This window comes from Trujillonella humicola (assembly GCF_046233715.1).
GTDB lineage: Bacteria > Actinomycetota > Actinomycetes > Mycobacteriales > Geodermatophilaceae > Trujillonella > Trujillonella humicola.
Genome location: NZ_JBJNRJ010000028.1, coordinates 19,464 through 40,609 on the forward strand (window position 1 = coordinate 19,464; position 21,146 = coordinate 40,609).

Sequence of the window (21,146 nt, forward strand, 5' to 3'; positions counted from 1 at the left end):
GCCGCCGGGCCGCTAGCGTCGTCGGACGTGCAGCTCCGGATCTTCACCGAGCCCCAGCAGGGCGCGACGTACGACGACCTCCTCGCCGTCGCCCGGCGCGCCGAGGAGACCGGCTTCGACGCCTTCTTCCGCTCCGACCACTACCTGGCGATGTCCGGCGACGGTCTGCCCGGCCCCACCGACGCGTGGGTCACGCTGGCCGGCCTCGCCCGCGACACCACCCGGATCCGCCTCGGCACGCTCATGTCGGCGGCGACGTTCCGGCTCCCCGGGCCGCTGGCCGTCTCGGTGGCCCAGGTCGACCAGATGACCGGTGGCCGGGTCGAGTTCGGGATCGGGGCCGGCTGGTTCGAGGCCGAGCACGACGCCTACGGGATCCCCTTCCCCGGCACCGCCGAGCGCTTCGACCGGTACGAGGAGCAGCTCGCCGTCGTCACGGGGCTGTGGTCGACGCCGCCGGGGGAGACCTTCGACTTCGCCGGGCAGCACTACCGGCTGACCGGCTCTCCCGCGCTGCCCAAGCCGGTGCAGCCCGGCGGCATCCCGGTGCTCATCGGCGGCAAGGGCGCCAGGCGGACCCCGCGGCTCGCGGCTCGGTACGCGCACGAGTTCAACGTGCCGTTCATGCCGGCCGAGGAGAACGCCCGGCTGTTCGCCGGGGTCCGCGCCGCCTGCGAGGAGGCCGGGCGCGACCCGTCCTCCCTGGCCCTCAGCTCGGCGCTGGTGCTGTGCGTGGGCCGGGACGAGGCGGAGGTCGCCCGCCGGGCCGAGGCTATCGGCTGGCGCGTCGACGACGTGCGGGCGCACGGCGTCGCCGGCACCCCGTCCGAGGCCGTCGACGTACTGGGCCGCTACGCCGAGGCCGGCGCCGGCCGCGTGTACCTGCAGGTGCTCGACCTCGCCGACCTCGACCACCTGGACCTCGTCGCGGCCGAGGTGGCGCCGCAGCTGGCCTGAGCGACCGCGCGCCGTCCGCCCCTGCGGGGAACTCCCGCGGGGTGGCCCCTGCCCGGCGGTAGACTCGGCCCGTGACCGGGCGGTCCCTCCTTCCCCGGCCGCGCTGACCTCGACCTGCGAGGACGGCGCGGCGACCCCTCCTGTGCGAGGGGTCTTTCCATGTCTCCATCTCCGGAGCCCGCCCCGTCGCGCGCCATCCCACGACATCCGGAGCACCGACGATGAGCCAGACGGCCAGCAGCCAGACCGGCGCTGCCAGCACCGAGCCGACCGGCGACGGCGTCCCGCCGCACCGGTACACCCCGGCACTGGCGCAGCGGATCGAGCTCGCCTGGCAGGACCGGTGGGAGGCCGAGGGCACCTTCCACACGCCCAACCCGACCGGGCGGCTGTCCGAGGGCTTCCAGCGGGTCGCCGACCGGCCGAAGTACTTCGCGATGGACATGTTCCCGTACCCCTCGGGGGCCGGGCTGCACGTGGGCCACCCGCTGGGTTACCTGGGCACCGACGTCACCAGCCGGTTCCGCCGCATGGACGGCGCCAACGTGCTGCACCCGATGGGCTACGACGCCTTCGGCCTGCCCGCCGAGCAGTACGCCGTCCAGACCGGGCAGCACCCGCGGATCACCACCGAGCAGAACATCGCCGCGATCCGGGCGCAGCTGCGTCGGCTGGGCGTGGACCACGACGACCGCCGCAGCTTCGCCACGATCGACCCGGGCTACTACAAGTGGACCCAGTGGATCTTCCTGCAGATCTTCGGGTCCTGGTTCGACGCCGACGCCGGCAGGGCGCGACCGGTCGAGGAGCTGGTCGCCGAGCTGGACGCCGGCACCCGCGAGCCGGCGCCTGGCACCAACCCGACCGGCCGGCCCTGGGCCGAGCTGGCCGATGCCGACAAGCGCCGGGTGGTCGACGCGCACCGCCTGGCCTACCTGCACGAGGCCCCGGTGAACTGGTGCCCCGGCCTGGGCACCGTGCTGTCGAACGAGGAGGTGACGCCCGACGGGCGCTCCGAGCGGGGCAACTTCCCGGTGTTCCGGCGTCCGCTGACCCAGTGGATGATGCGGATCACCGCCTACGCCGAGCGGCTGCTGGCCGACCTGGACCGGCTGGACTGGTCGGACTCGCTCAAGCAGATGCAGCGCAACTGGATCGGCCGCTCCACCGGCGCCCGGATCGGCTTCTCGATCGGGAGCGAGACGATCGAGGTCTTCACCACCCGCCCCGACACGCTCTTCGGCGCCACCTACGTGGTGCTGGCACCCGAGCACCCGCTGGTCGAGGCGCTGACCGCCGACACGTGGCCCGACGGCACCGACCCGCGCTGGACCGGCGGTGCGGCGACCCCGCGGGACGCCGTCCGCGACTACCAGCGGCAGGCCTCCCGGCGCTCGGAGCTCGACCGGCAGAACGAGGCCCGCGAGAAGACCGGCGTCTGGCTGGGCGTCACCGCCGTCAACCCGGTCAACGGCCGCGAGCTGCCGGTCTTCATCGCCGACTACGTGCTGACCGGCTACGGCACCGGCGCGATCATGGCCGTGCCCGCCGAGGACACCCGGGACTGGGACTTCGCCCAGGCCTTCGGCCTGCCGCACGTGCGCACGGTGCAGCCGCCGGCCGGCTGGGACGGCGGGGCGTGGACCGGCGCCGGCGAGATGATCAACTCGTCCACCGACGAGGTGAGCCTGGACGGGCTGAACAAGGCGACCGCCATCGAGCGGATCACGGAGTGGCTGGTCGCCAAGGGCCACGGCGAGGCGACGACCACCTACAAGCTGCGGGACTGGCTGTTCAGCCGGCAGCGCTACTGGGGCGAGCCGTTCCCCGTCGTATACGACGAGGACGGCGCCCCGCGGGCGGTGCCGACCGAGCTGCTGCCGGTGCTGCTGCCGGAGGTCGACGACTACTCGCCGAAGACGTTCGCCGACGACGACGCCGACTCCGCGCCGGAGCCGCCGCTGTCGCGCGCCACCGAGTGGACGACGGTCACCCTCGACCTGGGCGACGGACCCAAGCCCTACCGCCGCGAGACCAACACGATGCCCAACTGGGCCGGCTCCTGCTGGTACTACCTGCGCTACCTGGACCCGGGCGACGACACGCAGATGGTCGACCCGGAGCTGGAGCGCTACTGGCTGGGCCCCCGCGAGCCCGGCGACGTCGGGGGCGTGGACCTGTACGTCGGCGGCGTGGAGCACGCGGTGCTGCACCTGCTGTACGCCCGCTTCTGGCACAAGGTGCTGTTCGACCTGGGTTACGTGTCCAGCGAGGAGCCGTTCCGCCGGCTGGTCAACCAGGGCTACATCTCCGCCTACGCCTACACCGACGAGCGCGGCTTCTACGTGCCCGCCGCCGACGTCGTGGAGGCCGACGGGGCGTTCCTCTACGAGGGCAAGCCGGTCAACCGCGAGTACGGCAAGATCGGCAAGAGCCTGAAGAACATGGTCACCCCCGACGAGATGATCGGCGCCTACGGCGCGGACACCTTCCGGGTGTACGAGATGTCGACCGGCCCCCTGGAGCAGTCCCGGCCGTGGGAGACGAAGGCCGTCGTCGGGTCGCAGCGGCTGCTGCAGCGGATCTGGCGCGTGGTCGTCGACGAGGAGACGGGCGCGGTGCGCGCGGCCGACGACGTCGAGCCGGCCGAGGACACCCTGCGGGCGCTGCACAAGGCGATCGCCGGTGTCCGCGACGGGATGGACACCCTGCGGTTCAACATCGCCATCGCCCGGATCACCGAGCTGACCAACGCCCTGACCCAGGCCTACGGCGCCGACCGGCCGGTGCCGCGGTCGGTGGCCGAGCCGCTGGTGCTGATGGTCGCGCCGCTGGCCCCGCACCTCGCCGAGGAGCTGTGGTCGCGGCTGGGGCACGGGGAGTCGCTGGCCTGGGCGCCGTTCCCCGAGGCCGACGAGCGGTGGCTGGTCGAGGACACCGTCGAGGTCGCCGTCCAGGTCAACGGCAAGGTGCGCGCCCAGGTGACCGTGCCGGCCGACGCGGACGCCGCCGGGCTGGAGGCCGCCGCGCGCGCCGACGAGCGGGTCGCCGCGCAGCTGGCCGGCAGGACGGTGCGCCGCGTGGTCGCCGTCCCCGGCCGGCTGGTCAACTTCGTCGTCGGCTGAGCGGAGTGGGGGGGGGGGGGGGGGGCCGGGCGCCGGCCCCCCCCGGCCGCCCCCCCCCCCGCCCCCCCCCCCGCCCGCCCCCCCCCCCCGCCCCCGCCCCCCCCCCCCCCCCCCCCCCCCCCCCCCCCCCCCCCCCCCCCACTCCGCTCAGACCGGCAGCGCCGTCACGCGGCGGGCGCGGGGTGCAGCGACAGCACCCGTCGCATCGCCGTCTCCACGGGGTCGATCGCCTCGGCCACGGTCACGTCCCGGCCCAGCTCCGTGGTCAGCGACGTCGCCCCCGCGTCGACGATGCCGCACGGGATCATGTTGGCGAAGGCGGCCATGTCGGGGTCGCAGTTGAGCGCGAAGCCGTGCATGGTCACGCCGCGGGAGACCCGGACGCCGATGGCCGCGACCTTGCGGTCGGGGCCGCGCCGGTCGGCCCGCACCCACACCCCGCTGCGGCCCTCGACCCGCTCGGTGGTCAGGCCGAAGCCGGCGCAGACCTCGATGAGCGCGTCCTCCAGCCGGCGGACGTGCGCCACGACGTCCACGGGGTCGGGCAGCGCGACGATCGGGTAGCCGACCAGCTGTCCCGGGCCGTGCCAGGTGATCTTCCCGCCGCGGTCGACGTCGATGACGGGGGTGCCGTCGAAGGGGCGCTCGTGCGGCTGCGTCCGCTTGCCCGCGGTGTAGACCGGCGGGTGCTCGAGCAGCAGCATCGTGTCGGGACCGGTGCCGGCGACGCGGGCCGCGTGCAGCTCGCGCTGGCGCGCCCAGGCCTCCTCGTAGTCGACGAGCCCGGCACGGACCACCCGCAGATCGCTCACGTCGTCAGCCTAGGCCGCGCTCGCAGGCTCGCGCCGGGCGCGCGAGGGCGAGACCCTCAGCGGAGGCGCCGCGGCCGGACGCGGGTCTCCACCGCGGTGCCGTCCGGGCCCCGCTCGACCCGGTGGGCGCTCTTGCCCGGCCGGTCGGCCACCGCCTCGACCAGCTCGGTCCCGCGGTAGACCAGCCCCACGCCGTCCTCGGTGGCGTGCCCCGGCGGGAGGGTGCCGTCGGCGACCAGACGCCGGTACAGCGGGCCCCGCTGCGGCTCGGAGTCGTGGTGCACGCTGGTTGACGCCGGGATGAGGGCGAGGCCGTCCGTCACCGGCCGCAGCTGCGGTCCGTAGGAGTCGGTGGTGCCGCCGACGTGCCAGCACAGCGACCCTGCCGACACCCCGCCGAGGACGACGCCGGCCGCCCACGCCTCGCGGAACACCTCGTCCAGGCCGTGCACCCGCCACACGGCCAGCAGGTTCGCCACGCTGCCGCCGCCGACCCACACGACGTCCTGGGCCAGCAGGTGTGCCCGCAGGTCGGCCACCGTCGGCATGGGGAAGAGGCTCAGGTGGCTGACCCGGACGGCGCTGCCGGCGAAGGCGCCGTACACCCCGGCGACGCGCGCCGGATCGTCGCCGGCGGCGGTGCCCAGGTAGCACAGCCGCGGCTGTGCGGGGGAGCCGGCGAGCTCCACGGCCAGGTCGAACACCGGCCCCGGCGCCCAGTCGTACGGGCCGCGGCCGCGGGAGTCGAAGCCGATGCTCGTGGCGAGGACCGTCGGGGCGGAGGCGGCCATCAGGCTCTGCCCCGCGGGCGCAGCGCGCGCAGGACGGCGCGGGCGGCCCGCGCCCCGCTGGCCATCGCGCCCTGGATGGACGGGGTGTCGCGGTGGTCGCCGCACACGTACAGGCCCTCGCCGAGCTCCACCGGCCGGCGCAGCCGCAGGGGCGGGAGGGCGGCGGGCTGCGCTCCCGGGACGGTCACCGACGTCAGGTGGGCCAGCTCCGCCGTCGCGACGCCGTGCAGTCGCGCGATCTCCTCGCGCACCTGCGCCTCCGTCGTCGGCTGGAGGGTGGAGCTGGCCACCAGCGCGCGGCCGTCGGGGGAGTAGGCCGGCTGCGCGTCGGTGAGGACGACGCTGTTGACCAGCCGCCCGCCCGGGGGCCCCAGGACGACGAGGGGGTCGCGCCAGGGGGAGGAGGGGAGCACGTGCAGGTGCGTGGTGACCTGCCGGGGAGCCGACGCGCCGAGACCGGGCAGCAGGGCCGCGGCGGTGTCCGGATCGGTGGCGACCACCACGGCGTCCGCCCGGACCGTGCCCTCGGCGGTGACCACCTCACCGCCGGTCACGCGGCTCACCCTCAGGTGGAGGTGGAGCCTTTCCGGTGCCAGGCGCGCCGCCAGCTGCTCGCCGACCGACTGCATGCCGCCTGCCGGCAGACCGATGCGGCCGCGGGCGAAGCTGCGCCAGACGAGGTCGAGGTAGCGGCTCGACGTCGCCAGATCGGACTCGAGCAGCACACCGGCGAGGAACGGCCGGAAGAACCGCTCGAGCGCCGGCTCGCCGACCCCGGCCGCACGCAGCCGCGCCTCCGCGGTGGTCTCGGGCCGCCGCAGCAGCCGGGCGACCGGGGTGTACCCGGCACGGGCGGAGTACGCCGCGATGGCGCCCTTGGCCGGCAGCGAGCCGATCGGCGCCCGCACCGTGGCCGCCGCAGTGGTCGGGTGCCGTCGTGGGTCGACGACCCGGTGCGCGCGGCCGTCGACCCTCAGCACCGCTCCCGGCCAGAACCAGCCCATCCCCAGCTCGGGCACGTCGAGGTCGGCGGCCACCCGCGGGTAGCCGGTGTTGAGCACCTGGAACCCGCGGTCGACGACGAAGCTGTCGACCCGCTCGGAGGCCAGCCGCCCTCCGGCGTGCCCGCCGGACTCGGCCACGTGCACGTCACACCCGGCCTCGGCGAGGCGGACGGCGGCGGACAGGCCCGCGAGGCCGGCGCCGACCACGACGACCTCGGCACGTGCGGGGAGCGGCATGCCCCGAACCTAGGCCGCGCCGGCGACGGCCACCCGCCGGACGCTGGTTGCAGCCACTGCACCCACCGGCGCCTGTGGACGGCGGCAGCGCGAGCCGGCCCTCCACGCCTACCGTGCCGCCCGTGCTGGAACAGAACGACGGCCTCGCCGCCGAACCGCCGGTGGTGCCGGGCTACCGCCTCGAGACGCTGCTCGGCCGCGGCGGCTCGGGCGAGGTGTGGCGCGCCGTGCCCCGTGGCGGTGGGGAGGCGGTGGCGGTCAAGGTGCTCGTCGCCGGTGACCCGGAGCGGCAGGCGCGGGAGGCGGCGCTGCTCGGCGAGCTGGACCACCCGCACCTGGTCCGCCTGGTCGAGGTGGTGCACCAGCCGCGCCGCGGCGGCCGGGCGCGGGTCGCCCTGGTGCTCGACCTGCTGGAGGGCGGGAGTCTCGCTGCGCTCCTGGCCCGGAGGGGGCGGCTGCGCCCCGGCGAGGTGGTGACCACGATCGCGCCGGTCGCCGCCGCGCTCGCCTCGGCACACGCCGCGGGGGTCGTCCACGGGGACCTCTCGCCGGGCAATGTCGTCTTCACCGCCGAGGGCCGCCCGGTGCTCACCGATCTCGGGGTGGCGCGGGTGCTGGGGGAGACGGCCGCGGGGGAGGTGACGCCGGCCTACGTGGACCCGACCGTGGCGCGCGGCGGGGCCCCCGGCCCGGCGTCGGACGTGTTCGGCGTCGCCGCGGCCGCCTTCCACGCCCTCACGGGGGTCGCGCCGTGGAACGCGGCGACCCCGGCCGACACCCTCGCCGTCGCCGCGGCCGGTGAGCTGCCGGACCTGGACCTGCTGGCACCGGAGGCGCCGCCCGCGCTGCGCGACGTCATCACCCGTGGCCTGGCGCCCGATCCCGCGGACCGGCCCACGGCGGCCGAGCTCGCTCTCGACCTGCGGCACGCCTGCCGACCCGAGCCGGTGCGGCTGCCCACGGCGGGCGTGCCCGACGCCGAGCTGGGGGCCACCGGGAGGGGCCCGCGCACCGAGCTCACCCACCAGGTGGCCCGGCGGCCACGGCAGGCGAGCGAGGGCGCGCGCCGCCGACGGCGACCGCTCGGGGTCCTGCACGGCCGGTGGTCGCGGGTGGCCGGTGGGCTGCTCGCCGTCGCGACCCTGCTCGCAGCGGCCGGCGCCGTCGGCGGGGTGTGGGCGGGCACGGCCCCCCGGCCGGCGCCCGCCGCGTCAGCAGGCACCGGCGCTGCGTCGACCACCGCACCGCCCCCCGTGACGGCGCAGGCGCCCCCGCCGGTGAGCACGACCGCCGGCCCTCCGGGGCAGCCGGAGGGAGGCGTGGCGCAGGACCCCGGACCCGACTGGGTCGCCGTCCTCACCGAGCTCTACGCCCGCCGCGCCGACGCCTTCACGCGGGCCGATGCCGCCGCGCTGGACGCCGTCTACACCCCCGGCAGCCCGCTGCGCGCGGCCGACGAGCAGGCGGTGGCGAGGCTGGCCGCCGCAGGTCACCGGCTGACCGGCTACGCGCCGCGCGTCGAGGGGCCGGCGCAGGTGACCGGAAGCGGGGACCTGGTGCGGGTGGAGGTGCGCGACGGGTGGGCCGGGTACGCGGTCGTCGCGGCCGGCGACCCCGACGGGCGCCCGCTGCTGCAGGCACCGGGACGGTCGCCGGCGCCGGTGGTGCTCGAGCTGGTCCGCACATCCGAGGGGTGGCGGATCGACAGCGCCGGCCGGACGGGGTGAGCCGTCACTCCTTGCCGAGCGCCGACCGCAGCGCGGAGGTGACGTCGGGATGGGTCCAGGCGAACCCGGCGGCCTCCAGGGCGGCGGGGACGGCGCGCTGGCCGGCCAGGACCCCGACCGGGGCGAACTCGCCGAGCGCCGCGGTCAGCGCGAACGCGGGCACCGGCAGCTTCGCCGGCCGGTGCAGCACCCGGGCGAGGGCGCGGGTGAACTCCGCGTTGGTCACGGGCGCCGGCCCGGTGAGGTTCACCGGGCCCGTCAGCGGCGCGGTGAGCAGGAACCGGATGGCGTCCACCTCGTCGCGCAGGCTGACCCACGGCCAGTACTGCTCGCCCGACCCGATGCGGCCGCCGAGGCCGAGCCTGAACAGCGGAGCCAGCCGGCCGAGCAGCCCGCCGCGACCGAGCACGAGGCCCGTGCGCAGCCGGACGACCCGGACGCCGGCCTGCTCGGCCGGTGCCGTGGCGGTCTCCCACTGCTCGCAGACGTGCGCCAGGAAGTCCTGCCCGGCCGGGGCGTTCTCCCGGACGACGCGGTCGCCGGTGTCGCCGTACCAGCCGACCGCCGAGGCGCTCAGCAGCACCCGTTGCCGGCCGGGGTCGGCGACTGCGGCCTCGGCCAGGGCGGTGCTCACCGTCGTCGTCGCGTCGACGCGGCTGCGCAGGATCTCCTGCTTGCGCTTGTGGGTCCAGCGCCGGTCGCCGACGCCGACACCGGCGAGGTTGACCACCGCGTCGACGTCGGCGAGGAGGGCCGGGTCGATGCGCCGGTGCTGCGGGTCCCACCGGTGCTCGTCGGCGGTCCGCGGGGTGCGGCGGACCAGGCGCAGGACGTCGTGCCCGTCCTCGGTCAACGCCGGCACCAGCGCCGAGCCGATCAGGCCGGACGAGCCGGTCACCGCGATCCTCAAGCGAGCCACCTTCCGGGGGAGCGGACAGGGCAGAGGGGCCCCGGCGGATGCCGGGGCCCCTCCTAGCGGGTCACTGCAGGCCGAGCTCGCCCTCGAACTGGCCGGCCTCCAGGCGCTCGCGCACCGCGGTGAGGAAGCGGGCGGCGTCGGCGCCGTCGACGATGCGGTGGTCGTAGGTCAGCGCCAGGTAGACCATCGACCGCACCGCGATGACCTCGCCGAGGTCGGGATCGGTGACCACGACCGGGCGCTTCACCACTGAGCCGGTGCCCAGGATCGCGACCTGCGGCTGGTTGATGATCGGGGTGTCGAACAGGGCCCCGCGGCTGCCGGTGTTGGTCAGCGTGAAGGTGCCGCCGCCGAGCTCGTCGGGGCTGACCTTGTTGTTGCGGGTCCGGTCGGCGAGGTCGGCGATCTTGCGGGCCAGCCCGCCGATGCTGAGGTCGCCCGCGCCGTGGATGACCGGCACCAGCAGGCCGCGGTCGGTGTCGACCGCGACACCCAGGTTCTCCGCGTCGTGGTAGGTGACCGTGCCGGCCTCCATGTCCACCGACGAGTTGACCGACGGGAAGGCCTTCAGCGCCTCGACGGCCGCCTTCGCGAAGAACGGGAGGAACGACAGCTTCACGCCCTCGCGGGCCTCGAAGTCGCGCTTGGCCCGGTCGCGCAGCTTCGCGATCCGGGTGACGTCGGCCTCGACCACGGTGGTGAGCTGCGCGCTGATGGCCAGGGACTCGACCATCCGCTGCGCGATGACCTTGCGCAGCCGCGGCATCTTCTCCGTCCGGCCGCGCAGCGAGGTGTCGGGCTGGGCGGCCGGCGACGGGGTGGCCGTGCGGGCGGCGGGTGCCTGGGGTGCCGACGGGGACGACGGCGTGGCCTCGGGCGCCGCCTGCTCGGCGGCTGCGACCACGTCCTGCTTGCGGATCCGGCCGCCGACGCCGGTGCCCTTCACGGTGGAGAGGTCGACGCCGTGGTCGGCGGCGAGCCGCCGGACGAGCGGCGTCACGTACTGCCCGCCGCCGTCGCCCGAGGACGGCTCGGCCTGACCACCCGACGCCGCGGGCGCCTGCGGGGCGACGGCCTGGGCCGGAGCCGGAGCGTCCGTCGGCGACTTCGCCGGGAGCGACCCGCTGGAGCCGTAGTCCGCGCCGGGGGCCTCGGTGGCCGGCTTGGCGGTCGGGGTCTCCTCCTGCGGCTCCGGCTCGGCCTGCTGCGGTGCCGCCTGCTGGGGAGCGCTCTCCTGAGGAGCGCTCTCCTGAGGAGCGCCCCCGCCGGCCGACGCGCTGCCGATGACGGCGAGCTCGGCACCGACCTCCACGGTCTCGTCCTCGCCGACCGAGATGGACAGCAGGGTGCCGGAGACCGGCGCGGGGATCTCGGTGTCGACCTTGTCGGTGGAGACCTCGAGCAGCGGCTCGTCGGCGGTGACCTCGTCGCCGACCGCCTTGAGCCACCGGGTGACGGTGCCCTCCGTGACGCTCTCGCCCAGCGCCGGCATGGTCACCGGCGTCCCCTGACCGCCGCCCTGACCGCCGCCCTGGTCGCCGCCCGAGCCGCCGTTCCCGGACGGCGCCGGGGCCGCCGGTTCCTCGGCCGCGGGCCGGCCGGCCTCGGTGGCCGGCCCGGCGTCCTGCACCTGCTGGTCGGGGGTCTGCGGGGTGTCGTCGGCGTCCTCGGCCGACGCGGGCGGCGCGCCGTCGCCGGCGCCGTCGCCGTCCCCGCCGATGACCGCGAGCTCCGCGCCGACGTCGACCGTCTCGTCCTCGGACACGAGGATCTTGGTCAGCACCCCGGCCGCGGGCGAGGGGATCTCGGTGTCGACCTTGTCGGTCGACACCTCGAGGAGGGGCTCGTCGACCTCGACCTGCTCACCCTCCTGCTTGAGCCATCGAGTGACCGTGCCCTCGGTGACGCTCTCGCCCAGGGCGGGCATGGTGACGGACGTCGGCATCGGTGCGGGGCTCCTTCTGTGGGGACGATGCGGTGGCGCGGAGAGGGGAGGGGAGCGGGGTCAGCCGTGCACGTGCAGCGGCTTGCCGGCCAGCGCCAGGTGCGCCTCGCCGAGGGCCTCGCTCTGGGTCGGGTGCGGGTGGATGAGGCTGGCGACGTCGTCGGCCTCGGCCTCCCAGTTGTAGATCAGCTGGCCCTCGGCGATGAGCTCGCCGACCCGGCTGCCCACCATGTGGATACCGACGACCGGGCCGTCGGTGGCCTGGATGAGCTTCACCGCGCCCTGCGTCTTGAGGATCTGGCTGCGGCCGTTTCCGCCGAGGTCGTAGACGAGCGTCTTCACCTCGCCGTAGCGCTCCTTGGCCTGGGCCTCGGTGAGCCCGACGGAGGCGACCTCGGGGTCGGAGTAGGTGATCCGCGGGACCCCGGCGTAGTCGATCGGCGCAGGGTCCAGCCCGGCCACCCGCTCGGCGACGAGGATTCCCTCGGCGAAGCCGACGTGGGCCAGCTGCAGGGTGGGGATCAGGTCGCCGACCGCGGAGATCGTCGGCACGTTGGTGCGGCAGTACTCGTCGACGAGGACGTACCCGCGCTCCATGGCGACGCCGGCCTCCTCGTAGCCCAGGCCCTCGCTGACCGGCCCGCGGCCGACCGCGACGAGCAGGAGCTCGGCCTCGATCTCCTTGCCGTTCTCCAGCGAGACCTTGACGCCGTTGTCGGTCTGCTGGACGCCGGAGAACCGGCTGCCGAGCTCGAACCCGATCTTGCGGCGGCGGAACGCCCGCTCCAGCAGCTTGGAGGACGACTCGTCCTCCAGCGGCACGAGGTGCGGCAGCGCCTCGACGATCGTCACGTCGACGCCGAAGGACTTCCAGGCGCTGGCGAACTCGCAGCCGATGACGCCACCGCCGAGGATGATCGCCGAGGTGGGCACCCGGTCGAGCTTCAGGGCGTGGTCGCTGGTGATCACGCGGCTGCCGTCGACCTCGAGACCGGGCAGCGACCGGGCGTAGGAGCCCGTGGCCAGCAGCACGTGGCGGCCCTCGTAGGTCTGCCCGTCCACCGCGACCGACGTCGGGGAGGCCAGCCGGCCCTCTCCCTCGACGTAGGTGATCCCGCGGCTCTTGATCAGGCCCTGCAGGCCCTTGTAGAGGCGGGAGATGACGCCGTCCTTGTAGGCGTTGACGCCGTCCATGTCGATGCCGGCCAGGGAGGTCTTGACGCCGAACTGCTCGCCCTCGCGGGCCAGGTCGGCGACCTCCCCGGCGTGCAGCAGCGCCTTGGTCGGGATGCAGCCGTTGTGCAGGCAGGTGCCGCCGACCTTGGCCTTCTCGACCAGCACGACCGACAGGCCCAGCTCCGCGGCGCGCAGCGCGGCGGCGTAGCCACCCGAGCCACCGCCGAGGATGACCAGGTCGGCGGGGGAGGTGGGTGCGCTCACGAGTGACTCCTCGAGTTGCTGCGGTCCCCGCGTCGCTCGGGCGGGGAAGGGCAGGGCCCATCCTGCCACCCCGGGAACGGCCGGGCCGGAGGTCGTCGTTGATGTCCTCGGGCGGGGTGCGACGAACCCGCCGACGGCGAACGGAAGGCGACGCGATGGGGCTGTTCGGTCGACTGCGCGGGCGGGGCCGCGGGAGATCCGGCGGCGGTGACCGCCGCGGCACCCTCGACCGGGCGTCGGGGCGCGCGGACCTGACCCACCTCGAGCAGTTCGTCGCCAGCCGGCGGGGCGTCGAGGGGTACGTCGAGCCGCGGACCGCGGTCACGGAGACGACGATCCTGCTCGTCGCCACCGACGGCGAGTGGACCCGCCGGCGGATCGACGGGCCCGACGTCGCCCGCAAGCTGTCCCGCGACCTGGGCATCCCGGTCTACGACGCCCAGGTCACCGGCTACCCCCAGCGCATGCGCGACTGGAGCGCCCGGCAGAAGCAGAACCGGCTCTGAGGCATAGGAAGCTCTACCCACGTCCTGCGGCTCAGGACGCGGGTGGAGCTTCCTATGCCTCGGCGATCGCGTCCTCGATGGTCGCCAGGAGGGTGCGGACCGGCACGCCGGTGCCGCCCTTGGGCGTGTAGCCCCACGGGCCGCCGGTGTTGTAGCTCGGCCCGGCGATGTCGATGTGCGCCCAGGGCAGGCCCTTCGGCACGAACTCGCCGAGGAAGTGCGCCGCGACGAGCATCCCGCCCATCCGGTCGGCATTGGCGTTCACCATGTCGGCGACCGTCGAGTCGATGCCCTTGCGCAGCTCGGGCGGCATCGGCATGGCCCACATCGGCTCGCCGCTGCGCCGGCTGGCGGCGACCACGGCGTCGCGCAGGTCGTCGCTGCCCATGACACCGGCCGTCCGGCTGCCCAGCGCGACCAGCTGCGCACCGGTGAGCGTCGAGGTCTCGACCAGCAGGTCGGGGGAGTCCTCGGCCGCGCGCACGATGGCGTCGGCGAGGATGAGCCGCCCCTCGGCGTCGGTGTTGGTGATCTCCACCTTCCGGCCGTTGCGGAAGGTGAGGACGTCGCCCGGGCGGTAGGCGGTGCCGCTGGGCAGGTTCTCGGCCATCGGCACCGTCGCCGTCACCTCGACCGGCAGGCCCAGCTCGGCGACCAGGCAGACGGTGGCGATCACGGCGGCCGCGCCGGCCATGTCGCTGGTCATGTGGTGCATGTTCGCGGCCGGCTTGATCGACAGGCCGCCGCTGTCGAAGGTGATGCCCTTGCCGACGAGCGCGATCTTCTTCCGCGCCTTCCTGCCCTTGTAGGTCAGGCGCAGCAGCCGCGGACCGCGGGTGGAGCCGCCGCCCACGGCGAGGATGCCGCCGTACCCGCCGGAGGCCAGCGCGGCCTCGTCGAGCACCTCGACGGACAGGCCGGCCTTCTTCCCGGCGGCCGCGCCGCGGGCGGCCAGCTCGGCGGGGTGCAGGTCGTTGGGCGGGGTGTTGACCAGGTCCCGGGTCAGGGCGACGGCGGCGGCCACCGCGCGGACGCGGGCCAGCGGGGAACGGGCCTCGGCGGCGTCGGGGACGACGACGGTGTACTCGTTCGGCGGCACCGGACGGTCGGCGGGCAGGTCCGAGCGGTAGGCGGTGAACTCGTAGGCGCCCAGCAGCGCCCCCTCGCCCACGGCGTGCAGGCGCTCGGCGTCGGGCGCACCGCCCACGGCGGCCAGCAGGCTGACGACCCTGCCGCGGCCGGAGAGCGCCCGGCTGGCCGCGCCCGCGGCGCGGCGCACGGTCTCGGCGCCGTAGCGGCCGTCGGAGCCGGGGGCACCCAGGCCCACGGCGGCGACCACCGGGAACGGGGCCTGGCCGAGGGTGGCCACCCGGGTGACCTCGTCCTCGCCGCCGCGGGCGCCCAGGTCGGCCAGCGCCGGCAGGAGCCGGCCGCCGAGCAGCCGGTCCACCGCCTCGGCGCCGGGCGTGGCGAGCAGGCCGGACGGGCCGCGGCCGACGCCGACGACGACGGCGTCTGCGGGGACCTTCTCGACGGGGCGGTCGGTGGCGGTGATCTGCGGCGGCACGCGCAGCAGCTTAGTGACAGGACCGCGCTGCCCCGCGGGGCCGGCAGCTCGCCCCGGGACCCCGCGCCGGGGCCGCGTTAGCGTGCACGGCATGGAGCCGCGGACCTCGCCCCTGCACGACCGGCACGTGGCAGCCGGCGCGAAGCTGGCCGACTTCGGGGGCTGGTCGATGCCGATCGAGTACGCCGGCGGCGGCGTCCTCGCCGAGCACGCGGCGGTCCGGGAGGGCGTCGGCCTGTTCGACGTCTCCCACCTGGGCACGGCCACGGTGCGCGGGCCGGGGGCCGCGGGGTTCGTCGACGGCTGCCTGACCAACGACCTCGGCCGGATCGGGCCCGGGCAGGCGCAGTACACGCTGTGCTGCGTCCCCGACGGCGAGCCGCAGGCCGGCGGGGTGGTCGACGACCTGATCGTCTACCTGCACGGCGACGACGACGTCCTGCTCGTCCCCAACGCCGCCAACGCCGCCGAGGTCGTCGCCCGGTTGTCCGCCGCCGCCCCGCCCGGGATCACCGTCACCGACCGGCACGCAGAGGTGGCCGTCCTCGCGGTGCAGGGGCCCCGCTCGCCGCAGGTCCTGTCGCTGCTCGGCCTGCCCGGCGAGCTGGACTACATGTCCTTCGTCACCGGCGTGGGCGGTGGGGACGCCGAGGTGACGGTGTGCCGGACCGGCTACACCGGCGAGCACGGCTACGAGCTGCTCGTCGCCACCGAACGGGCCGGGGAGCTGTGGGACGCCCTGGTGGAGGCCGGCGCGGACGAGGGCCTGCGGCTGTGCGGGCTCGGCGCCCGCGACACGCTGCGCACGGAGATGGGGTACCCGCTGCACGGCCACGAGCTCTCCCGCGACATCACCCCGAACCAGGCGCGCAGCGGCTGGGCGGTGGGCTGGCGCAAGCCGGCGTTCTGGGGACGCGAGGCGCTCCTGGCCGAGCGCGCGGCCGGGCCCGCCCGGCTGCTGTGGGGGCTCCGGGCGACCGGTCGGGGCATCCCGCGGCCGGGGATGCCCGTGCTGGACACCTCCGGTGCGCGGATCGGAGAGGTCACCAGCGGGACGTTCTCCCCGTCGCTGCGGACGGGGGTCGCCCTCGCCCTGCTCGACACCGCCGCGGGCGTCGAGCAGGGCGCTGAGGTGGCCGTCGACGTCCGCGGCCGCCCGCAACCGGTCACCGTCGTCCGCCCGCCCTTCGTGGAGTCCCACGTCCGCTGAGCGACCGGCGCCGGCGGCGGAGGCCCGCGGCTACCTCCGTCCCGCCGGCTCCGGCGGGTCGGGGAGCGTGTCGGCCACGACGGCGTCCCGCTCGCCCATGGGTTGCGGCTCGCCCTCGGTCGAGTCCGTCGCCGTCTGGTGCTCGGCCTCGGAGTTGATCTCGGCGCCGAGCAGCACGAGGTAGCAGGTGAGGTACAGCCACAGCATGAGGACGATCACGCCGGCGATGGCGCCGTAGGTCTCGTTGTAGGAACCGAAGTTGTCCACGTAGAAGCTGAACCCCAGGCTGACCCCCGCCCACACGACGGTGACCACGACCGACCCCAGGCTCACCCAGGACAGCCGGGGCGTGTCGCGGTCCGGGGCGACCCGGTAGAGCACCGCCAGGGATCCCGCCGCCACCAGCAGCAGCAGCGCCCAGCGGGCGACCTGGACCAGCACCGTGCCCACGCCCCCGAGCGGCAGTGCGTTGATGACGACGGGCATCACGGCGATCAGGCCGAAGGTCAGCAGGACGAAGACGACCGCGCCGAAGGTCAGCCCGAGGGAGAGCCCGCGCAGCTTGACGAAGTTCCGGGTCTCCACCTCGTCGTAGGCGATGTTGACCGCCTTGACCAGGTTGCTGACCCCGCCCGAAGCGGTCCACAGCGCGGCGCCGATCGAGATCACCAGGCTCAGGGTCAGCGCGCCGCCGGCGTTGGTGGTGATCGCGGTGAGCTGCTCGCCGATGATCTCGGCCGCGCTCTCGGGGAGCTGGGCGGACAGGTCCTCGACCTGCCGGGCCACGGTCTCGGGGGAGGCGACGAGCCCGTAGAGCGAGATCGTCGCGATGAGCGCCGGGAAGATCGAGAGAAAAGCGAAGAAGGCCACGCCGCCGGCGATGATCGGCATGTTGTCGGCGTTGTTCTCCGCCCACGCCCGCTTGAGCACCTGCTTCCAGCCCGCCGCGGGGATCCCGAGGGGGTTGCGGGCGGTGATCCCCGGTTGCTCCTGCGGCCCGGGTGCGTCGGGGGGCAGGCCGGCGGGATCACCGTCCGCCTCCCCGCGCACCCTGCGCTCCTGCGCGGCCTGTGCAGCCGCCCGCCGCGCCGCCTTCTCCTCGACCCGCTCGCGGATGCGGTCGACCGCGCTCTCGCGCCGCCGGGTGCCGGTCATCAGTCGCCGGGCCAGCTGCCGGTCAGCTGGAAGAAGCCCCGGGCGCCCGCCCGGTCGATGGCCGCCTTGGTGGCGGCGAAGATGGCACCCTGCAGCGCCGCGGCCAGCACGACCTCCCGCATCCGGTACTCGCTCTGCAGCGCGCCGGGGGCGTCGTCCTCGTTCGCCACCAGCTTCCAGACCTGCTTGAAGACGATGCCCGAGACGGTGCCCGCGGCGATGCCGCCGATGAGGCCGATCGGGCGGTAGAGCAGCTTGCTGCCCGTGCTCTTCTTCCCCTTGCTGACCTCGCCCTTGCTCATCGGGTCCTCCTCGCGGCCTTCTTCTGGGCCTTGCGCGCCTTCCTGGCGGTCTTCCGGGCCACCTTCTCAGTCGCGGCGCGGCGGGCGGCCGCGACCTTCTCGGCGCGCCGGGCCTGTCGCCGCACCTCGCGGCGGGCCTGCCGCTGCGGCTTCGTGCGGCGCCGCCACACGAGCAGGCCGACCAGGCCGACGACGGCGGCACCGGCGCCGATCACCGCGGGCGGGCTCTCCCGGTAGGTCTCCACCGCGGTGTCCTTCGCGCGGGCGGCGCCCTCCTTGGCCCGGGCGGGGACGTCGACCCGCGCGCTGAGCTCGTCCACCGTCCGGCCCAGCTGGGCACGGGTCTGCTCGATCTCGGCCTTGATGGCCTCCGGGTCGTCCGCCGGCGGGTCCTGCGGCGGCTGGGCGTTGCTCACCGGGAGGCCGCCTTCTTGACCGTGGCGATGTCGGCCTTGGTGCTGGCGATCGCCTGGGTGGGCACCGGCGGGGTGCCCTGCTGCACGTCCTTCTTGCCGAGCAGCGCCAGGACGCCGGCGACCGCGAGGAGCACGACCGCGACGATCAGCGCGGCGAGCCAGGCGGGCAGCGCCTCGGCCAGCCCGAGCACGGCTGCGCTGATCAGCACCGCGACCCCGAAGAAGGCGACCAGGCCCGCCCCTCCGAACAGGCCGGCGCCGATGCCGAGCCGCTTGGCCTTCTGCGTCACCTCGGCCTGGGCGAGGCGGGCCTCGTCACGGACGAGCGTGCTGATCTGCTCGGTCAGCCGGCTGATCAGCTCACCGGTCGAGGCGTCCTGGGGTGCCGGTGGTGGCGGGGTCGCTCGTGAGGCGCCCGTGGGCGAGGGGGCGGTCATCGGTCCTCCGGGATCTCAGGGACTGTCGATGCACCTGCATGCCCCCGGGCACCCCCGCCGTAACCCGGTCGGTGATCACAGACCGGTCGCGGCGTGCCCGGGCGCCGTCCCGCCGCCGGGATCTAGCCTCGCCGCATGAGCTGGACGTGGCGCCTCGAGGGCCCGGCGGGGGAGACGGTGGAGCCGGCGTCGGTGGGGGTGGCCGTGCCGCTCTCGGACAACCAGGGGGACGCCGAGTCCTGGCTGGGCGAGCACTGGCGCGAGCTGCTCGCCCGGGGGGTGCATGCCGTGACCCTGCTGGACGGCGGGACGCGGGTCTACGGCCCGATGGGGCTGGCGCCGAACTAGCCGCGCATGGTCCGGGCCGGGTCGCGCTCCACGACGTCGCCGAGCACCTCGTCGATGCGGGCCAGGACGGCGTCGTCCAGCCGCACACCGGCGGCGGCCACGTTGTGCTGCACCTGGTCCGGCCGGCTGGCACCGATGATCGCCGCGGCGACGTTGCGGTTCTGCAGCACCCAGGCCACCGCGAGCTGGGCCATCGACAGCCCGACGTCGTCGGCGACGGCCCGCAGGCCCTGCACGCGGGTCAGGATGTCCTCGCGCAGGAAGCCGCGCATCGAGCCACCCACCGAGGTGTCGGCGGCGCGGCTGTCCTCCGGCGCCTGCTCGCCCGGCCGGTACTTGCCGGTCAGCACCCCCTGGGCCAGCGGGGACCAGACGATCTGCGCGACGCCCTCCTGCTCGGAGGTGGGGACGACCTCGTCCTCGATGACCCGCCAGAGCATGGAGTACTGCGGCTGGTTGCTGATCAGCTGGACGCCCAGGTCGCGGGCGAGGGCCGCGCCGGCCGCGATCTCCTCGGCGCGCCACTCCGAGACCCCGATGTAGAGGACCTTGCCCTGCCGCACCAGGTCGGCGAACGCCGTCATCGTCTCCTCGAGCGGCACGGTCGTGTCGTAGCGGTGCGCCTGGTACAGGTCGAGGTAGTCGGTCTGCAGCCGCCGCAGCGAGGCGTGGCAGCTCTCGGTGATGTGCTTGCGCGACAGCCCGCGGTCGTTGCGGCCCGGCCCGGTCGGCCAGTACACCTTGGTGAAGATCTCGAGGCCCTCGCGCCGTTGCCCGGCCAGGGCGCGGCCGAGGACCGACTCGGCCCGGGTGCCGGCGTAGACGTCGGCGGTGTCGAAGGTCGTGATGCCGGCATCCAGGGCCGCCGCGACGCAGGCGCGGGCGGCGTCCTCCTCGACCTGGCCCCCGTGGGTGAGCCAGTTGCCGTAGGCGATCTCGCTGATGGTCAGGCCGGAACGGCCGAGGCGTCGGTACTCCACGTCGCGCAACGCTAGGCGGACCCCGGCCGGCCTGCAGCGGACCCCGCGGGCCGGCGAGCGGGGTCCTACACCTGCTGGCCGACGGCGACCTCGGGCTTCGGGAAGCGCCAGCGGCGGATCATCGTCGAGCGACTGATCCCGTACCAGACCAGGCTCTTGGTCTTGTGCTGGCCATCGGGGAAGCGGCTGCGCACGCTGCGCGAGATGCGCCGGCCGAGCACCACCGAGTCGCCGATGAAGACGATGAAGTAGGCCATCCACAGCAGCACGGTGTAGCCCTGCACCGCGGGGCTGGGGACGAAGTAGCCGACGAGGATCAGCGCCGCGATCGGCAGGAAGAACGAGCCGAGGTTGCGGCGGGCGTCGACGATGTCACGGACCAGCTTGCGGACCGGGCCCCGGTCGCGGGCCGGCAGGTAGGAGTCGTCGCCCATCGCCATGCGCTCGCGGGTGCTGGCCCGCCGGGCGGCCTGCTGCTCGCGCATCCGCTTGTAGGCCTCCTTGCGGGTGGCCGGGGGCGGCGGGGGAGGGCCGGGACGGCGGGCCTGGGCCTCGCTGCGCCTGGGCGTGGGCCGCCCCTTGCCGGCCGTCCTGACCAGCTCGGCGGTCAGGTCGGCGGTCGTCTCGGGCGCGGCCTCGGCGCGGTCGCGGCGCCCGGGCAGACGGAGCTTCACGCGATCGAGTCTACGTGGGACCCGGCACGATCCCCTCCGGTTCCGGCATCGCGCCGTACAGTGGGAAGAGGACCCGCTGCGGCGGTGTTGGCCCGTTGCGGGACCTGCCGCAGCAGGCACCCTCGGACGTGGGAGGAACACACATGACGGTGCAGGACACCACGGCGACCGGCGTCGTCCTGAGCGACCCGGCGGCCGCCAAGGTGAAGGCGCTGCTGGACCAGGAGGGTCGCGACGACCTGCGGTTGCGCATCGCGGTGCAGCCGGGCGGGTGCTCCGGTCTGCGCTACCAGCTCTTCTTCGACGAGCGCTTCCTCGACGGCGACCAGACCTACGACTTCGGCGGGGTCGAGGTCATCGTCGACCGGATGAGCGGTCCCTACCTCGGCGGCGCGGTGATCGACTTCGTCGACTCGATCGAGAAGCAGGGCTTCACGATCGACAACCCGAACGCCACCGGGTCGTGCGCCTGCGGCGACAGCTTCAGCTGAACAAGGACCCCTTCGTCCCCCGGCACCTCGTACCTCGGCGCCGGGACCCTGCGAAGGGGCCGTCGACGGAGGCCCGGTTCCCCCCCTCGGGGGACCGGGCCTC

Annotated in this window: 20 protein-coding genes; 7 read left to right on the plus strand and 13 right to left on the minus strand. The window is 75.1% G+C overall.

Annotation, left to right across the window (positions count from 1 at the left end; all coding sequences use genetic code 11):
- The first annotated feature begins 27 nt into the window (after positions 1 to 27).
- Complete coding sequence (locus tag ACK586_RS14830) at positions 28 to 957, plus strand: LLM class F420-dependent oxidoreductase (RefSeq protein ID WP_409331258.1); 930 nt, start codon at positions 28 to 30, stop codon at positions 955 to 957.
- Between the two features lie 221 nt (positions 958 to 1,178).
- A complete protein-coding gene (leuS, locus tag ACK586_RS14835; protein WP_409331259.1) occupies positions 1,179 to 4,082 on the plus strand; it encodes a leucine--tRNA ligase in 2,904 nt (967 codons plus the stop codon).
- 164 nt (positions 4,083 to 4,246) lie between these two features.
- Here leuS and lipB read toward each other — a convergent pair whose 3' ends face one another.
- The 3 genes from lipB to ACK586_RS14850 are packed head-to-tail and all read right to left on the minus strand — an operon-like array spanning position 4,247 to position 6,926.
- On the minus strand, positions 4,247 to 4,894 hold the full coding sequence (gene lipB / locus ACK586_RS14840) for a lipoyl(octanoyl) transferase LipB (protein WP_409331260.1): 648 nt from the start codon (positions 4,892 to 4,894) through the stop codon (positions 4,247 to 4,249).
- Positions 4,895 to 4,950: 56 nt separating this feature from the next.
- Positions 4,951 to 5,685, minus strand: coding sequence for a Type 1 glutamine amidotransferase-like domain-containing protein (locus tag ACK586_RS14845; RefSeq protein ID WP_409331261.1), 735 nt, complete (start codon positions 5,683 to 5,685; stop codon positions 4,951 to 4,953).
- Positions 5,685 to 6,926: a protoporphyrinogen/coproporphyrinogen oxidase gene (locus ACK586_RS14850; protein WP_409331262.1), complete on the minus strand. Its 1,242-nt coding sequence runs from the start codon at positions 6,924 to 6,926 to the stop codon at positions 5,685 to 5,687. The genes ACK586_RS14845 and ACK586_RS14850 overlap by 1 nt, the downstream gene beginning before the upstream one ends.
- Before the next feature lie 122 nt (positions 6,927 to 7,048).
- Between ACK586_RS14850 and ACK586_RS14855 the strand changes: the two genes are divergently transcribed.
- Positions 7,049 to 8,653, plus strand: coding sequence for a serine/threonine-protein kinase (locus ACK586_RS14855; RefSeq protein WP_409331263.1), 1,605 nt, complete (start codon positions 7,049 to 7,051; stop codon positions 8,651 to 8,653).
- 4 nt (positions 8,654 to 8,657) lie between these two features.
- Here the strand turns inward: ACK586_RS14855 and ACK586_RS14860 are convergent, their stop codons facing one another.
- The 3 genes from ACK586_RS14860 to lpdA form a co-directional block, all read right to left on the minus strand.
- Positions 8,658 to 9,551 carry a TIGR01777 family oxidoreductase gene (locus ACK586_RS14860; protein ID WP_409331264.1) on the minus strand — a complete coding sequence of 298 codons (894 nt, stop codon included), beginning with the start codon at positions 9,549 to 9,551 and terminating at the stop codon, positions 8,658 to 8,660.
- Positions 9,552 to 9,633: 82 nt separating this feature from the next.
- Positions 9,634 to 11,517, minus strand: a complete 1,884-nt coding sequence (gene sucB, locus ACK586_RS14865; RefSeq protein ID WP_409331265.1) for a 2-oxoglutarate dehydrogenase, E2 component, dihydrolipoamide succinyltransferase — start codon at positions 11,515 to 11,517, stop codon at positions 9,634 to 9,636.
- A gap of 60 nt (positions 11,518 to 11,577) precedes the next feature.
- Positions 11,578 to 12,957, minus strand: coding sequence for a dihydrolipoyl dehydrogenase (lpdA, locus tag ACK586_RS14870; RefSeq protein ID WP_409331266.1), 1,380 nt, complete (start codon positions 12,955 to 12,957; stop codon positions 11,578 to 11,580).
- 155 nt (positions 12,958 to 13,112) lie between these two features.
- On the opposite strand from lpdA, the gene ACK586_RS14875 reads away from it, so the two are divergent.
- Complete coding sequence (locus tag ACK586_RS14875) at positions 13,113 to 13,463, plus strand: oxidoreductase (protein WP_409331267.1); 351 nt, start codon at positions 13,113 to 13,115, stop codon at positions 13,461 to 13,463.
- A gap of 52 nt (positions 13,464 to 13,515) precedes the next feature.
- On the opposite strand, the gene ACK586_RS14880 is transcribed toward ACK586_RS14875, so the two are convergent.
- Positions 13,516 to 15,030: a leucyl aminopeptidase gene (locus ACK586_RS14880; RefSeq protein WP_409331268.1), complete on the minus strand. Its 1,515-nt coding sequence runs from the start codon at positions 15,028 to 15,030 to the stop codon at positions 13,516 to 13,518.
- A 91-nt stretch (positions 15,031 to 15,121) separates the two neighbouring features.
- On the opposite strand from ACK586_RS14880, the gene gcvT reads away from it, so the two are divergent.
- Positions 15,122 to 16,240, plus strand: a complete 1,119-nt coding sequence (gene gcvT / locus ACK586_RS14885) for a glycine cleavage system aminomethyltransferase GcvT (RefSeq protein ID WP_409331269.1) — start codon at positions 15,122 to 15,124, stop codon at positions 16,238 to 16,240.
- 30 nt (positions 16,241 to 16,270) lie between these two features.
- On the opposite strand, the gene ACK586_RS14890 is transcribed toward gcvT, so the two are convergent.
- Genes ACK586_RS14890 through ACK586_RS14905 form a run of 4 tightly spaced genes read right to left on the minus strand, consistent with a single transcriptional unit; the run spans position 16,271 to position 18,550 of the window.
- Positions 16,271 to 17,395 carry a YihY/virulence factor BrkB family protein gene (locus ACK586_RS14890; protein WP_409331270.1) on the minus strand — a complete coding sequence of 375 codons (1,125 nt, stop codon included), beginning with the start codon at positions 17,393 to 17,395 and terminating at the stop codon, positions 16,271 to 16,273.
- Entirely contained in the window at positions 17,395 to 17,697 is a 303-nt protein-coding gene (locus ACK586_RS14895; protein ID WP_409331271.1) for a DUF4235 domain-containing protein, read from the minus strand. The genes ACK586_RS14890 and ACK586_RS14895 overlap by 1 nt, the downstream gene beginning before the upstream one ends.
- A complete protein-coding gene (locus ACK586_RS14900; RefSeq protein WP_409331272.1) occupies positions 17,694 to 18,113 on the minus strand; it encodes a DUF3618 domain-containing protein in 420 nt (139 codons plus the stop codon). Before ACK586_RS14900 ends, ACK586_RS14895 begins: the two co-directional genes overlap by 4 nt.
- Positions 18,110 to 18,550: a phage holin family protein gene (locus ACK586_RS14905; protein ID WP_409331273.1), complete on the minus strand. Its 441-nt coding sequence runs from the start codon at positions 18,548 to 18,550 to the stop codon at positions 18,110 to 18,112. The genes ACK586_RS14900 and ACK586_RS14905 overlap by 4 nt, the downstream gene beginning before the upstream one ends.
- A gap of 135 nt (positions 18,551 to 18,685) precedes the next feature.
- On the opposite strand from ACK586_RS14905, the gene ACK586_RS14910 reads away from it, so the two are divergent.
- Positions 18,686 to 18,898, plus strand: a complete 213-nt coding sequence (locus ACK586_RS14910) for a hypothetical protein (RefSeq protein ID WP_409331274.1) — start codon at positions 18,686 to 18,688, stop codon at positions 18,896 to 18,898.
- Here the strand turns inward: ACK586_RS14910 and ACK586_RS14915 are convergent.
- Positions 18,895 to 19,878, minus strand: a complete 984-nt coding sequence (locus tag ACK586_RS14915; protein ID WP_409331275.1) for an aldo/keto reductase family protein — start codon at positions 19,876 to 19,878, stop codon at positions 18,895 to 18,897. The two genes, ACK586_RS14910 and ACK586_RS14915, sit on opposite strands and share 4 nt — an antisense overlap.
- A gap of 65 nt (positions 19,879 to 19,943) precedes the next feature.
- On the minus strand, positions 19,944 to 20,552 hold the full coding sequence (locus ACK586_RS14920) for a DUF3043 domain-containing protein (RefSeq protein WP_409331276.1): 609 nt from the start codon (positions 20,550 to 20,552) through the stop codon (positions 19,944 to 19,946).
- A 143-nt stretch (positions 20,553 to 20,695) separates the two neighbouring features.
- On the opposite strand from ACK586_RS14920, the gene ACK586_RS14925 reads away from it, so the two are divergent.
- On the plus strand, positions 20,696 to 21,043 hold the full coding sequence (locus tag ACK586_RS14925; RefSeq protein WP_409331277.1) for a HesB/IscA family protein: 348 nt from the start codon (positions 20,696 to 20,698) through the stop codon (positions 21,041 to 21,043).
- Positions 21,044 to 21,146: the final 103 nt, after the last annotated feature.

Coding starts and splice junctions, on each gene's coding strand:
- leuS (WP_409331259.1), top strand. CDS start 1,179: ATGAGCCAGACGGCCAGCAGCCAGACCGGCGCTGCCAGCACCGAGCCG.
- sucB (WP_409331265.1), bottom strand. CDS start 11,517: ATGCCGACGTCCGTCACCATGCCCGCCCTGGGCGAGAGCGTCACCGAG.
- ACK586_RS14905 (WP_409331273.1), bottom strand. CDS start 18,550: ATGACCGCCCCCTCGCCCACGGGCGCCTCACGAGCGACCCCGCCACCA.
- ACK586_RS14890 (WP_409331270.1), bottom strand. CDS start 17,395: ATGACCGGCACCCGGCGGCGCGAGAGCGCGGTCGACCGCATCCGCGAG.
- gcvT (WP_409331269.1), top strand. CDS start 15,122: ATGGAGCCGCGGACCTCGCCCCTGCACGACCGGCACGTGGCAGCCGGC.
- ACK586_RS14850 (WP_409331262.1), bottom strand. CDS start 6,926: ATGCCGCTCCCCGCACGTGCCGAGGTCGTCGTGGTCGGCGCCGGCCTC.
- ACK586_RS14925 (WP_409331277.1), top strand. CDS start 20,696: ATGACGGTGCAGGACACCACGGCGACCGGCGTCGTCCTGAGCGACCCG.
- ACK586_RS14845 (WP_409331261.1), bottom strand. CDS start 5,685: ATGGCCGCCTCCGCCCCGACGGTCCTCGCCACGAGCATCGGCTTCGAC.
- ACK586_RS14875 (WP_409331267.1), top strand. CDS start 13,113: ATGGGGCTGTTCGGTCGACTGCGCGGGCGGGGCCGCGGGAGATCCGGC.
- ACK586_RS14910 (WP_409331274.1), top strand. CDS start 18,686: ATGAGCTGGACGTGGCGCCTCGAGGGCCCGGCGGGGGAGACGGTGGAG.
- ACK586_RS14895 (WP_409331271.1), bottom strand. CDS start 17,697: ATGAGCAAGGGCGAGGTCAGCAAGGGGAAGAAGAGCACGGGCAGCAAG.